Genomic DNA, 16,851 nt, shown 5'->3' on the forward strand with positions numbered 1-16,851 from the left:
TAGTTATTGCATATTAAATAATACATGTTATTATTAAGTTGTGCAAAAAATAAAATAACTTAAAAACATAACAGTTCGTAATAGGAATTGGAGGCTGAAACACTATGGTTTCAAAAAACAATCGTATCCAAAGAATTGAACAGACTGCTGAACGTCAATCTCATTTTGGGATTCGTAAATTGACAGTTGGTGCTGCTTCTGTTCTTCTTGGGACTACTTTATGGCTTGGAAATAATGCAAATGTCGCCAGTGCTGATACTATAAAAGATAATAGTGAAGCTGATACTCAAGAAAGTACGCACACTGCCACAGTCGACACTAAAAGTGTTGATAAGGTAGTAGTTGATACTGATCAAAATAAGATTGAAGAGAATAATGATGCAACTGAGAAGTCAGATTCAAATGAGGTTACAAATAGTAGTAATGTAACTAATGGGAATGATGCAGAAAAGGCAGCTCAAACTTCAGAAGCAAATGATACTGCTAAAGTAGAGACTGAAGAAGCTAATGCAAATTCTGCACAAACGCAAACTGAAAAGTCTGATAAAGATTTAGGTGGGACTAAACAATCAGACACGACTAATAATAAGGCTGCTGAAAAAGCTACTACGGATAAAGATGCAACTCAAAAAGCTGCCGATGTTCATGTAGCTAATGCAACTGAAAATACTAAAAATAAACAAGCTGAACAGCAAACTCAAACTCAAGCTGCTAAAGAGACTACAAAAACAATTAACAATGCAGCTCAAGATGGAAAGAATTTAGAAACAAATTCCACTTCTGTAAGTCAAGAGTTAGAAAAAGCTGCTCAAGCTGGTAAAAATACTGAAGTTAGTCAAAATGATTTAACTACAGATACTGCAAGATTAGGTCAAGTTGTTAAAACAACTAAATCCAATCAAGATTCACAAAAAGATAATAAGACTCAAGAACTTAAGATTGGTGATTTAACTTCAGGATTAAATGCGGATGCCCTTAAGGCTAATTTGACTAAGGGGAATGAAGCGTTAGTAGATAGAGCTACCATTAATGCTCTTTTTGCTCAAAATAGAAGTATTGATCCAAGTAAAGAATTAGCTTCAAGTAAGTTGGCAACTCTTGGATTAAATTTAATGGCAGTTCCAACTTCTACTGGTTCTAATAATAATGATGCCGTAACCGTTAAGGACTGGAACAGTTTCCAAAGTGCATTAAACTCCGGTAAGCAAGTTAACATTGATGGTAATATTACTGCTTATGGCAATGTAAATGTTTACGGAAATGCAACTATTAGTGGTACTAATGGATCCACTCTTAACTTAGGTCAATACACTATTACTAATAATAGTAATTTGACCCTTAAAGATTTAACTATTAATGGGTCAATTATGGGTAATGGTACTGTTAATATTCAAGGTACTGTTACTTCTAATGTTAATACTCAAACTGTACCAACTAGCGATCAATCTAGTGCCCAAGGTTACAAGGGAAATAGAAATAATTATTCAAATTCTAACATTGTTGCTAGTCGAGTTAACGTTGAAAATGGTGCTACTTTAAATATTAATAGTTCTCAAATTAATGATGGTATTAACTTAACTAGTGGCGGTAGTGTTAATGTCGGAGATAATGCTACTTTAAACATTAACTTAAGTAATAATTCAAGTAGTACTGAACGTTATCACGTAGCAGGTATTTATGCTAATAGTAATGGTAGTGTAACAACTGGACGTAATTCTACTCTTAACTTGAATACTGGTAGTGGTCAAGGTATTGCAATGACGGGAACTAGACCAGTTTCTAAAGATTCTGATCGATTTGGTGGATATGGTACAGCTCAATCTAGACCAAATGGTTCTGGTCAAATCAATTTAGGCCAATACTCAACCTTTAACTTTACAGGTCGTGATGGGGTTATCTTAGGTGATAACTCTAACTTTAACGTGGGTGAATACGCTAATGTTCACTTTGAAAACAGAGGTCGTGGGGTTGCACTTGATTTAGCAAATAACGCCAATATTAATATCGGTGATCACGCTGTAACTTACTTCCATTCAGTAGGTAAGACTGGAACTTCAGGTAGTTATGATGGTTATAACTATATCGGAGTAAACGAAGCCGGTAATATTACAGTTGGTGAAGACGCTACTTTCAGAGTTATTCTTGAAGGTCGTGGCGATAATCCATGGGATGATGTAGTTCAATTAGATTCGCGTAATGCAAATACTAACGCTGCCTTTACTTCTAAGAAGGGTGCAATTGTCGATATTCGTGATGATAACACTAACTTCTATGCCGAATTAATTTCCTTCCCATTAGGAAATTCAAATTCACGAATTAATATTCAAGATCCATTACTTCTTAACTTGCAACGTTATTCTGCTGGTGGAGCAACTACTGGTTGGATGGCTGGTATTGGTGGTACTGACATTAATTCAACTTCAAGTCAATATACCGCTAACTTGATCTATATGGGTGGTACCAAAGGTATTTTAACTATTGGTGGTACTGATTATGTTGTTTACCAACAAATTAAATCAAATGGTGCTCAACAAATTTGGACAGATGTAAATAGCGTTCAATTTAATAAGCATGGTTTCGCATCCGGTGATATTTATAATAATGGTGCTAATCCAGACTTATCCATTAATGGTCAAGGCTTAGTTGGTGGCATTCGTGCTAACCAAATTCGTGACAATGAAACTAATCCAACTCAAAGTGGATTACAAAATAGTCCAGCTTATGGTATTTCTACTATGCGTGCTAGTCACCAAATTTGGATTCCTCACGAAACTTCAACTCAAATTAAGGGTACTCATACTAACACTATTAAGTATGTATACGAAGATGGTTCTCCAGTTCTTGATGCAAATGGTCAACCACTCGTTGTAACTCAAGATTTAAACTTGACTCGTGATTTAACTCTGGATTTAACTGCCGATCAAATTAAAACAGTTCAAGATTATGCTTTAAATCACAGTGCTGATGAAGTTTTAGATTATATCAGAAGTGGATATTCAGTAACTCAAGATTCTGGTTGGAAGATGACCAATGATCAAGGCCAAACTGTTACTAATCCATATGCTGCAGTGACTTCTCCAGTAGAACAGGGTTACACTGCAACTATTCAATCAACTAATGCCCCAGGTGTTACTGTTGGCGGCGATGGATCAAGTGTAAAGGCTAACTTTACTTTAGATGCAGCTAATGATGTTGTTCAAAATGGGATGCTTTCAGCAGCTTATAGAGATAAGGGTATTACTGGAATTCCAAACAATTATGAAACTGTAGTTGTTTACAAAAAGGCAGCGGAAAAGGGTTCTGTAACTGTTAACTACCATGATGATACAACTAATACCACTATTCCAAATACTCAATACACTACTGGATCAGTAGATGCCGGTACTCCTGTTACTTATACTACTACCCAAACTATTACTAACCTTGAAAGTCAAGGGTATGTGTATGTAACAACAGATGGTACCATTCCTTCTACTATTGAAGGTAACCAAAATGTAGTGGTAACTGTTCATATGAAACATGGTGTTCAACCAGTAACTCCAGATACACCAACACCAGATGTGCCAAAGAACACTCCAGCAGAAGCTCAACCTGATCAATTAACTAAAAAAGTTAACTTAACTGTTAACTACGTAAATAATGATGGTTCAACCTTTACTGCTACTGTTCCTGCTAATGCTAAGCAAACTGCTACTTTCACTGGAACTGCTTATGTAGATAAGGTTACTGGTCAATTAGTTAATGCTACTCAACAAAATGGTCAGTGGGTAATCGATGAAAATAATACCGCAACTCCACAAATTACTTGGACTAGCGATAAGACTTCATTTGATATGGTTGTTTCTCCAGTAGAACAAAATTATCACTTGGTAGACGTTTCAAGTCACCGTGATGGTAATAATGTTGCAGCAATTACTGGTTTGACTAAAGACAGTGGAGATATTACCGTAACGGTAACTTATGCTCCTAATGGTAAGATTATTCCGGTTGATCCATCAGGAAACCCAATTCCAGATGCACCAACTCCACAATATCCAACAGACCCAACAGATCCATCTAAAGTAACTCCAAATGAACCCGTACCAAATGTTCCAGGTTATATTCCTAGTGTGCCAACAGTCACACCAACAGATCCTGGTAAGGATACGCCAGTTCCTTATACTAAGCCAGCTTCAGAAGATAAAACTGTTGATAGTAAACAGACGGTTCATTATATTGATGGAGACACTAATACTGCTCTTCGTGAAGATAGCACTAATGGCACTTTTACTTTTGTTAAGTCAGGTCAAACTGGTCAATGGAATGCAGATAGTCATAAGTTTGAAAATGTTGATGCTCCAGTAATTGATGGTTATGTTGCAGAAAAAAGAACTTATGAAGGTCAAACTTCAACTCCAACTGATCCAAATAAGGAAATTACAATTATTTATCATAAGGTAGGTAAGATCATTCCAGTTGATCCATCAGGAAAACCAATTCCGGATGCACCAACTCCAAGTTACACTAATGATCCAACCGATCCAACCAAGGTAACACCAAACGAGCCAACACCAAATGTACCAGGCTGGAGTACAAATATTCCAAATGTAACTCCAGAAGTACCAACTAAGGATACTAATGTTCCTTATACTAAGCCAACTCCTACACCAGAAGATCAAACTGTTACAGTTAAGTACTTCGATGATACGGTGGGTGAAGGTAAACAAAACTTAAGCTCATATGATAAGACCATTACTGGTAAGCCCGGTACTCCATTGGACTACTCTACTCAACCTTCAATTACTGAACTTGAGAATAAAGGCTTCAAGTTGGTAAGTGATAACTTTAATGTAACAACGATGCCTGAAAATGGTGGTAATTATGAAGTTCACTTTATTCATAATACAACTACTATTACTCCGGGCAAGCCAGGTAAGCCAGGAGAGCCAATCAACCCTAACGATCCAGATGGTCCTAAGTGGCCAGATGGAACAGATGCTAAGAGTTTAACTAAGGATGGTTCACAAACTGTTCATTATGTATATAGTGATGGCACTAAGGCAGCTGATGATAATGTTCAAAATACTAAATTTGATCATACTTTAGTCTTTGACAATGTAACTGGTAAGCAAATTGAAGATAAGGGTTGGAGTCCTGAAAATCATAAGTTTAATGATGTAACTTCACCAACCATCAATGGTTACCATGCCGATAAAACAGTTGTTGAAGGTGCAACAGTAACTCCAGATAATCCAACAAGTGAAACTACAGTAACTTACACTAAGAATGGTGAAGAAATTAGAAATAAAGATCAAAAGGATGCTTCACAAGTTGTAAGGTATGTTGATGATCAAGGAAATGAACTTCATGCTTCAGCTTCCCAAACTTTCCAATTTAGCTATTCTGGTGATACTTATGACAAGCAAACCAATACTTTAATTTCAAATGGTAAATGGAACGCTACTAGCCATGACTTTACCGCTGCAGATGTTCCTGTAATTGATGGTTATGTTGCAGTATCTGGTTATACCAATAATAATGGCAAGTATACTGCTGGTGGATTTACAACAACTCCTGAAGCTTCTGATGCTCAGCGAAATAGAATCTTTACAGTTGTATACAAGAAGGTTGGTAAGATAGTTCCAGTAGGTCCAGATGGAAAAACTCCAATTCCAGATGCTCCAACTCCAAGTTATCCAAATGATCCAACCGATCCAACTAAAGTAACACCAAATGAACCAGTCCCAACTATTCCAGGCTACACTCCATCAACTCCAACAGTAACTCCAAGTGTTCCAACTGAAGATACTCCAGTACCATACACACCGGATACTTCAGCTAAGGATCAAGTAGCTATTGTTAACTATGTTGATGCAGATGAAAACAACCAGCTAATCACTAGTTCAGGTAATTTGACTGGTAAGGCGGGAGATAAGATTGACTACTCAACCGCTCCAACTATTAAGGATCTTGAAAACAAGGGTTACGTTCTTGTAAACAATGGCTTCCCAGCAGATGCAGTTTACGATAACGATGACAATACTACTCAAACTTACACAGTAGTCTTGAAGCATGGTACTGTTCCAGTAACTCCAACTGACCCAGGTAAGCCGGGTGAACCAATTAACCCTAACGATCCAGATGGCCCTAAGTGGCCAGACGGAACTGGGGAAGATAGCTTGAGGAAAACTGGTACACAAACCATTCACTATGTTTACTCTGATGGACGTAAGGCTAAGGATGATAATGTTCAAAGCTTCACGTTTACTAAGACCATGGTTGTAGACAAGGTAACCGGTGAAGTAGTTGATAGTGGTAAATGGAACGTAACTAGCCACACCTTTGGCAACGTAGATACACCAGTAGTTGATGGATACCACGCAGACAAGCGTACTGCGGGTGGAACAACCATTACCCCAGAAGACTTGACCAAGGAAGTAACTGTAACTTACACACCAAACGGTAAGATTATTCCAGTTGATCCAAATGGCAAGCCAATTCCAAACGTACCAACACCCCAATACCCAACCGATCCAAGTGATCCAACTAAGGTCACTCCAGATGAGCCAGTTCCAACTATTCCAGGTTACACTCCATCAACACCAACAGTTACTCCAACGAATCCGGGCAAAGACACTCCAGTGCCATACACACCAGAGACTCCAGCTAAGGATCAAGTAGCTATTGTTAACTACGTTGATAGTGACGAAGGCAACAAGGTTATCACCACTTCAGGTGACTTGACTGGTAAGGCTGGTGCAAAGATTGACTACTCAACCGCCCCAACTATTGAGGATCTTGAAAACAAGGGTTACGTTCTTGTAAACGATGGCTTCCCAGCAGGTGCAGTTTACGACAACGACGACAACACTATCCAAACTTACACAGTAGTCTTGAAGCATGGTACTACAACCATTACTCCAGACAAGCCAGGTAAGCCAGGAGAGCCAATTAATCCTAACGATCCAGATGGCCCTAAGTGGCCAGACGGAACTGGGGAAGATAGCTTGAAGAAAACTGGTACACAAACCATTCACTATGTTTACTCTGATGGACGTAAGGCTAAGGATGATAATGTTCAAAGCTTTGACTTCACTAAGAGTGCCGTAGTTGATAAGGTAACTGGTGCAATTATCAGTCAAACTGGTTGGAATGTAACTAGCCACACCTTTGGCAACGTTGATACTCCAGTAATTGATGGCTACCATGCAGACAAGCGTACTGCAGGTGGAACAACAATTACTCCAGAGGACTTAACTAAGGAAGTAACTGTAACTTACACGCCAAATGGCAAGATTATTCCAGTTGATCCAAGTGGCAAGCCAATTCCAAACGTACCAACACCACAATACCCAACAGATCCGACTGATCCAACTAAGGTAACACCAGATGAACCAGTACCAACTATTCCAGGAATGACTCCATCGACACCAACAGTAACGCCAACTGATCCAGGCAAGGATACTCCAGTACCATACAATCCAGTTGTTAACGACAAGGGTGAAGTAAATGTCTTTGTACATGACAACACTACTGGTCAAAACCTTACTGATTATGGTTACAACTCTGGTTCAGAAGATGTTGGTACAAAGGTAACTTATGACAAGGATAGAGTAATTACTGAACTTACTAACAAGGGCTACAAGGTAATTAATCCAGATGTAACTATTCCAGGTGAGATTGCCAAGGGTACTACTAACGTAACTATTTACGTAGAACATGATGTTGTTCCAGTAACTCCGGACAAGCCAGGTAAGCCAGGAGAACCAATTAATCCTAACGATCCAAACGGACCTAAGTGGCCAGACAATACTGGTGAAAACAGTTTGAAGAAGACTGGTACGCAAACTATCCATTACACTGGTGCAGGTGACAAGACTCCTAAGGATGATGTTCAAAGCTTCACGTTTACTAAGACCATGGTTGTAGATAAAGTAACCGGTGAAGTAGTTGATAGTGGTAAATGGAACGTAACTAGCCACACCTTTGGCAACGTTGATACTCCAGTAATTGATGGCTACCATGCAGACAAGCGTACTGCAGGTGGAACAACAATTACTCCAGAGGACTTAACTAAGGAAGTAACTGTAACTTACACACCAAACGGTAAGATTATTCCAGTTGATCCGAGTGGCAAGCCAATTCCAAATGTACCAACTCCAACTTACCCAACCGATCCGACTGATCCAACTAAGGTAGTTCCAGATGAACCAGTTCCAACTATTCCAGGAATGACTCCATCGACACCAACAGTAACGCCAACTGATCCAGGTAAGGATACGCCAGTACCATACAATCCAGTTGTAAATGACAAGGGTGAAGTAAATGTCTTTGTACATGACAACACTACTGGTCAAAACCTTACTGATTATGGTTACAACTCTGGTTCAGAAGATGTTGGTACAAAGGTAAGCTACGACAAGACTAAGGTCATCACTGAACTTACTAACAAGGGTTACAAGGTAATCAACCCAGATGTAACTATTCCAGGTGAGATTGCCAAGGGTACTACTAACGTAACTATTTACGTAGAACATGACTTAGTTCCAGTAACTCCGGACAAGCCAGGTAAGCCAGGAGAACCAATTAATCCTAACGATCCAAACGGACCTAAGTGGCCAGACAATACTGGTGAAAATAGTTTGAAGAAGACTGGTACACAAACTATTCATTACACTGGTGCGGGTGACAAGACTCCTAAGGATGATGTTCAAAGCTTCACGTTTACTAAGACCATGGTTGTAGATAAAGTAACCGGTGAAGTAGTTGATAGTGGTAAATGGAACGTAACTAGCCACACATTTGGCAACGTAGATACACCAGTAGTTGATGGATACCACGCAGACAAGCGTACTGCAGGTGGAACAACCATCACTCCCGAAGACTTGAACAAGACTGTAACTGTAACTTACACACCAAACGGTAAGATTATTCCAGTTGGTCCAAGTGGTAAGCCAATTCCAAACGTACCAACACCACAATACCCAACAGATCCAAGTGATCCAACTAAGGTAACACCAGATGAACCAGTACCAACTGTTCCAGGAATGACTCCATCAACTCCAACAGTTACTCCAACTAATCCAGGCAAGGATACTCCAGTGCCATACAATCCAGTTGTTAACGACAAGGGTGAAGTAAATGTCTTTGTACATGACAACACTACTGGTCAAAACCTTACTGATTATGGTTACAACTCTGGTTCAGAAGATGTTGGTACAAAGGTAAGCTACGACAAGACTAAGGTCATCACTGAACTTACTAACAAGGGTTACAAGGTAATCAACCCAGATGTAACTATTCCAGGTGAGATTGTCAAGGGTACTACTAACGTAACTATTTACGTAGAACATGACTTAGTTCCAGTAAACCCAACTAACCCAGGTAAGCCAGGAGAACCAATTAATCCTAACGATCCAAATGGACCTAAGTGGCCAGACAACACTGGTGAAAATAGTTTGAAGAAGACAGGAAAACAAACTATTCATTACACTGGTGCAGGCAACAATACTCCTAAGGATAATGTAACTACTACTGAATTTAATCATGAAGTAATAGTTGATAAGGTAACGGGTAAGATTGTTAAGGATAACGGCTGGACTCCAAGTAGCCACACGTTTGGCACCGTTGATACTCCAGTAGTTGATGGATACCACGCGGACAAACGTACTGCAGGCGGTAAAACTGTAACAGTTGAAAATCCAGAAGTGACTGATGTAGTAAATTACAGTCAAAATGGAAAGATCATCCCAGTTGATCCAAGTGGCAAACCAATTCCAAACGTACCAACACCACAATACCCAACTGATCCTACTGATCCAACTAGAGTAGTACCAGATGAACCAGTTCCAACTATTCCTGGTTACACTCCAAGTCAAAATACGGTAACACCAACTGATCCAGGTAAGGATACGCCTGTGGTTTACAACAAGAATGTAACTCCAACACCAGATGTACCAACTCCTGATACAGTAACAGGTAAACAAACTATTAACTTTGTAGATGGTGATAATGGTAATACACCACTTCGTGATCCAAATGTTCAAACTCACAAGTTTACCAATGGTGAATCTAGTTACACCTTCGGCACAATAACTGTTCCAGTAATTGATGGTTATGTTGCAGAAGTTAAAACTGCCGGCGGTAAGACAGTAACTCCAGATAATCCTGACGCAAACGTAACAGTTGTTTACCACAAGATTGGTAAGATCGTTCCAGTAGATCCAAATGGAAATCCAATTCCGGATGCTCCAACTCCAAGTTACAAGAATGATCCAACTGATCCAACTAGAGTAGTACCAAACGAACCAGTTCCGGAACTTCCAGGCTACACTCCAAGTGAAAATAGTGTAACTCCAGTAGATCCAACTAAGGATACGAAGGTTGTTTACACTAAGCCAGATAATTCAGATACTATTCCACCTCATGCTCAAGATGATGAACCAACTCCAGTAAAACCTGCAAAACCAGCTAAGAAGGATGTTCCTAATAAGCAAAATGAAACTCTTCCACCTCATGCAACTGATGTGGATGGCGCCCAAGATACTGTAAAACCTCATGGTGCTAAACCAGTAGAAGAAGTTAAAACTCCTACTGCTGGAAACGCTAAGAAGATAAGTACTCCAGTTCAAAAGCAAAATGAAGCTAAGACTCTTCCACAAACTGGTGAGAAGGATAATGAAGTTGCCGGCGTAGCCGGTGGACTTGCTGCAGGATTAGGTTTAATCGGACTTGCAGGTGTAAAGAAACGTAAAAAGGAAGAAGAATAGATTCCTTTAATCGTTAGCTTAAATGAAAAGACATGATTTCTATGAGATCATGTCTTTTTTATGTATCAAAATAAATTTCAAATACTTTTGAAAGAATAGTCATTATTAAATAATTTGTGTTATTATATATTTATGAAGATTATATAACGTATGTTATTAAGAACATAACAGAGTTTTAGAACTATCGAGGAAAAGAATTATGAATGTTAAGACTAATAATGAAAAATTAGCAGAAAGAAAAGATCATTTTGCTATTAGAAAACTTACAGTGGGTGCTGCTTCTGTACTAATAGGTACAAGTCTATGGCTAGGCTCAACTAATGCTGTTGCAAAAGCTGACACTCAAGAAAACAATGATCAAAATTCAGATGCCGATGTGGTTTCTGAAAGTAATAAAGCCGTTAACACTCAGAAAGTTGATAAGGTTGTAGTAGAAACTCAACAATCTACTACAAATAATGTCCCTTCAAACAATGATGCTCCAACTGCTGATACTAATGCAGATAATCAAGCACAAACTCAAAAGGCTGCTGAAAAACCAGCTGAGACTCAAAAGACTGAATCTTCAGAAACTAAGTCTCCAGTTGTTAATTCTAATGAAACAACTTTATCTGAAAAGCAAGATCAAGATAAGGTTGAAAGTTCACAAGTAACAAGTGGAGAATTAAATACTAAGCAAGAAGAAAAGCCAAATAATACATCTGTTGTGGAGAATAATAAAGTAGAAACTGCTTCACCAACCACTGAACAAAATAATAAACAGCTTGAAGATCAAAATAAGACTGTCACTAATCAAAAGCAAGCACAAACTCCACAAGTTTCTGATAAGAACGAAGAATATTCGGTTAATATTACCAATGTCGATGATAGTACAGGGCAAACTTTGTATGGAACTGATTCCTTTAAAGCTAAAGCAGGAGATAAAAGCCATCGAATTTATACTGGTTATGTTGGTTATAAATTGATGAATCCGGAAGCACTGGAAGGTTATGAAGTTCAATATCCTGCATTTGGTCATGCAAATTTGGTCGTTCCAGATCGTGATGTGAATTTGACTTTGCATTTTGCTCCACTTGCTCCAACTACTGTTGAGTATGTAGATACAGATGGTAATTTATTGACTAAGTTTAGTGATTCTTCTAAGGCTTCTACTTCAAAGAGTCCATATAGTGATCAAGATGGAATTGAAGATTCAAAGTTTATGGCTCGTGCTATCGATATTCCAGGGTATGAATTAGTATCCGATCCAGTCGTTGAAAAACCAATTACACAAGTTTCAACTAAAGACGATTTAAATCCAATGATTATTAAATTTGTCTATAAGAAAGTTGCTAAAAATGCAGAACAAGGGCTTCCAGATGGTGGAGGAGCTGGCATTACCGGTGTTGGTGAAGACTATGGGATTAACTGGAGTAAGTTGCCAGGTGGGGTAAGTATTGATTTGGTTAATAAAACCTATGGTGATAATTCTTTTGAAAAAACCATTAATAATATGGACGAAAGATATACTAAGCAAGGATTTAGTTATATCGGCGTATTAAATGATCATAAAGATAGCGATTTAACTAATAGATTGGAATCTTATGTAGCCGTTCACTTTTTACCACACAAGTCAGTAACTGTTAATTATGTTGATCAAGATGGAAAAAAGTTAGCTGATTCAGTAGAACTTTCTTTTAATAAAGAAAATCCGAATCAAACTAATAATGGTGTTAACCCTAAGGCAAACTGGTATCCAAATGGTGAATGGAAGAGTGAACAAAAGAGTTTTGATGGCTATAATTTAAAAACTGTTCGTGGTGCCACTGAAGGAAAGTTTACAACTTTTAATTACACTGTAACTTATGTTTATACCAATCAAACTAGCGGAAATGTAGTTTATATTGATGATACCGACCAAAAAGATCTTAAAGATGTTGCTTTGAATGGAAAAATTGGTTCTAATATTGACTATAGTACTACGGATGAAATCGCTAATTACGAAAAACAAGGTTATGAATTAGTTAGTGACGATTTTTCAAACGGAGCAAAGATTTTTAATGCAGATGAAAATAAGAATAAGTTCACTGTCCATTTGAAGCATAAAATTGAAACTACAACTGTATCTCAAGATGGTAATCAAGTAATTCATTATGTTTATGCAGATGGAAGTAAAGCTGCGAATGACAATGAACAAACCATTACTTTTGTAAAGACTACCAAAACTGATGCTGTGAATGGGAAGGTTATTGAAAGTAGCTGGGCGCCAGAAAGTTACACTTTTGAAAATGTAGTTTCTCCAGTTATTGAAAATTATCATCCTGATAAAGAAAATGTGAAGGGAAGTACTGTTACTCCTGATAATTCAAAAGTTGAAGTAACTGTTACTTATATCGAAAATGGTACTGCACTTCGTGGTCAAGATACTAAGCCATCAACTCAAACTGTAAAGTTTGTAGATGAAGAAGGACATGAGCTTAAGCAAGCCGTTGTTTCTCCAAGATTTAATTATGAATATAGTGGAGATACTTATGATAAGTTTACTGGTAAACAGCTTAAGGAAGGTTCATGGAATGCGGACTCACATACTTTTGATACAGTAACTGTTCCAGTTATTGATGGTTATGTGGCAATTGATGGTTTTAGTAAGAAAAATAATCAAGTAGTAGCTGGAGGATTAACTTCAACTCGTGATAATTTAAATGTGGTTGCTGAAGTTGTTTACCAAAAGGTAGGTAAGATCATCCCAGTTGATCCATCTGGTAAGCCAATTCCAGATGTTCCGACTCCAACTTATTCAAATGATCCAACGGATCCAACTAAGGTAACTCCAGATGAACCAGTCCCAACTATTCCAAAAATGACTCCCCAAACCCCAACAGTAACGCCAACTGATCCGGGTAAGGATACGCCAGTGATTTATAACCCAATTAAAGATCAAGTAGCTGTTGTAAATTATGTTGATAGTGATGAAAACAATAAGCTAATTACTAGTTCGGGCGATTTAACTGGGGATGCTGGTGCTAAGATTGACTACTCAACTGAGTCAACCATTCAAGACCTTACTAACAAAGGTTACGTTCTTGTAAACGATGGCTTCCCAGCAGGGGTAGTTTACGATAACGATGACAATACTACTCAAACTTACACAGTTGTTTTGAAGCACGGTACTACAACCATTACTCCAGACAAGCCAGGTAAGCCGGGAGAACCAATTAATCCTAACGATCCAGATGGTCCTAAGTTCCCACAAGGCACTGATGAAAACAGCGTTAAGAGAACTGGTACACAAACTATCCATTACACTGGTGCAGGTGATCAAACTCCTCAGGATCACGTAGATAATTTCAACTTCACTAAGACCATGGTGATCGATAATGTAACTGGTAAGGTAATCACTGATGGTTCATGGAATGTAACTAGCCACACCTTCGGCAACGTTGATACTCCAGTAATTGATGGCTACCATGCAGATAAGCGTACTGCAGGTGGAACAACCATCACTCCCGAAGACTTGAACAAGACTGTAACTGTAAACTACAGCCAAAACGGTAAGATTATTCCAGTTGATCCAAGTGGTAAGCCAATTCCAAATGTACCAACTCCAACTTACCCAACCAATCCGACTGATCCAACTAAGGTAGTTCCAGATGAGCCAGTTCCAACTATTCCAGGAATGACTCCATCAACTCCAACAGTAACGCCAACTGATCCAGGCAAGGATACTCCAGTACCATACAATCCAGTTGTTAACGACAAGGGTGAAGTAAATGTCTTTGTACATGACAACACTACTGGTCAAAACCTTACTGATTATGGTTACAACTCTGGTTCAGAAGATGTTGGTACAAAGATAAGCTACGACAAGGATAAGGTAATCACTGAACTTACTAACAAGGGTTACAAGGTAATTAACCCAGATGTAACTATTCCAGGTGAGATTGCCAAGGGTACTACTAACGTAACTATTTACGTAGAACATGATGTTGTTCCAGTAAACCCAACTAACCCAGGTAAGCCAGGAGAACCAATTAACCCTAATGATCCAAATGGACCTAAGTATCCAAACGGCACTGATACAACTGATTTAACACGTCGCGTAACGCGCACTATTAACTTTATTAATGATGATGGAACTGTATTACGTGCCTCAATTGATCAAACTATCATCTTCACTGCAACTGGTGAACTTGATAAGGTAACAGGCAAGTGGACTAAGACCTTGACTTGGTCACCAGATCAACAAGTTAACGGTATGGATGTTCCATTTATTGATGGATATCATGTAGTTAACATTTCTAAGGATGGCGACGGTGTAAAGAGTATCAATTCAGTAACTTTGAGTCATACTGATCAAGATTACGTAGTAAATGTGGTTTACAGTAAAAATGGTCAAATTAATCCAGTAAAGGATCAAGTTGCAATTGTAAATTACATTGATAGTGATGAAAATAATAAACTTATCATTACTTCGGGTGATTTAACCGGTAAAGCTGGCGAAAAAATTGACTATTCAACTGCTTCAACGATTAAAGATCTTGAAAATAAGGGTTACGTTCTTGTAAACGATGGCTTCCCAGTTCGTGCGGCTTATGATCATGATGATGCAACTACCCAAACTTATACAGTTATCTTGAAACATGGTATAGTTCCAGTTACTCCAGATAAGCCAGGCAATCCTGGTCAGCCAATCAATCCTAATGATCCAAATGGACCTAAGTGGCCAGAAGGGACCGATTCTAAGAGTCTGACAAAGATTGGTACTCAAACTGTTCACTATCAAGGCGCAGATGGTCAAACTCCAAAGGACAATGTATCAACAGTAGAGTTTAAGCATGAAGTTTTGGTTGATAAAGTAACTGGTAAGATTATTAAAGATAATGGTTGGACTTCAAGTCAAACCTACAAGTCAATTACCACTCCAACCATTAATGGCTATACTCCAGATAAAAATAGTGTTGGTGGAGAAACCGTCACTCTTGATCAAAATGGAAATGGGGATATTGATAAAAGTTATACTGTAACTTATAAGAAGAACGCAGTGCCAACTCCAGAAACTGTAATTGGGAAGCAAACAATTACCTTCGTTGATGGAGATAATAATACTCAACTTCGTAATCCAGAGATTCAAACTCACAAGTTTACTAATGGCGAATCGAGCTATACCTTTGGTACAATAAACGTTCCAGTAATCGATGGCTATGTAGCAGAAGTAACTATCGCTGGGGGGAAGACTGTAACTCCCGCAAATCCGGATGCTAGTGTAGTTGTGGTTTACCATAAGATTGGTAAGATTGTTCCGGTAGATCCAAATCATAATCCGATTTCCGATGTACCTGCTCCAAAGTATCAAAACGATCCAACTGATCCAACTAAGGTGGTGCCAAACCAGCCAACTCCCGACGTTCCAGGATATACGCCAACTGAAAAGACCGTGATTCCACAGTCTCCAATCGAAGATACACCAGTAGTTTATGAGAAGCCAAAAACAATCGAAACTATCCGTCCACTCCCACAAAACATTCCTACTAAGGCTAAAAAGTCACCAGCTACTCATACTGTGACAGAAAATAAGTCAAAGAAGGATGAACATATTCAAACTGTAAAACCTCATGCTGCTAATGTAATTGGTAGAACGGGAATTGTAAGAACTAATGTTCAGACTCCAGCAAAGAACACTGTAGTTTCAAATAAACAAACTGTACAATCAACTGCTTCGACTAAACAAGCATTACCACAAACTGGCCAAGCTAATGATTCAGCTGCGATTGTAGCTGGAAGTTTAGCTGCAGGACTTGGTTTAATTGGACTTGCCGGTGTTAAAAAGCAGAAAAAATAAAAAATAGTTAAACTTAATTAATATTTATAAATAAATAGAAAAAGAACATAACTCAAATTTGGGTTATGTTCTTTTTTATCTATGTGTTATTTTTAGAAAAATATAAGTTTTATTAAATAATGTGTGTTATTATATATACAAGAGACTGATTTGATACGAATTTATATTTTTCAACCGCTTTCAAAATAGCAATAGCTTGCAGGATTCGACTAAATTAATTGGTTGTTAGGATCATGATTTCGTTGTATAGGATTTTGGAAAATGAAATAATCGTATTATAATGGA

At 38.2% G+C, this 16,851-nt stretch carries 2 protein-coding genes; both read left to right on the forward strand.

The window, feature by feature from the left end:
- The first annotated feature begins 104 nt into the window (after positions 1-104).
- Positions 105-10,748, forward strand: a complete 10,644-nt coding sequence (locus KBW87_RS02445) for a mucin-binding protein (RefSeq protein ID WP_255807185.1) — start codon at positions 105-107, stop codon at positions 10,746-10,748.
- A 199-nt stretch (positions 10,749-10,947) separates the two neighbouring features.
- A complete protein-coding gene (locus KBW87_RS02450) occupies positions 10,948-16,566 on the forward strand; it encodes a mucin-binding protein (RefSeq protein ID WP_057809815.1) in 5,619 nt (1,872 codons plus the stop codon).
- The last annotated feature ends 285 nt before the right edge of the window (positions 16,567-16,851 follow it).

It is taken from the genome of Lactobacillus intestinalis (assembly GCF_024397795.1).
GTDB classification, from domain to species: Bacteria; Bacillota; Bacilli; order Lactobacillales; family Lactobacillaceae; genus Lactobacillus; species Lactobacillus intestinalis.

What these genes read in the sequence shown, in the direction of transcription:
- KBW87_RS02450 (WP_057809815.1), top strand. Translation starts at nt 10,948, where the DNA reads ATGAATGTTAAGACTAATAATGAAAAATTAGCAGAAAGAAAAGATCAT.
- KBW87_RS02445 (WP_255807185.1), top strand. Translation starts at nt 105, where the DNA reads ATGGTTTCAAAAAACAATCGTATCCAAAGAATTGAACAGACTGCTGAA.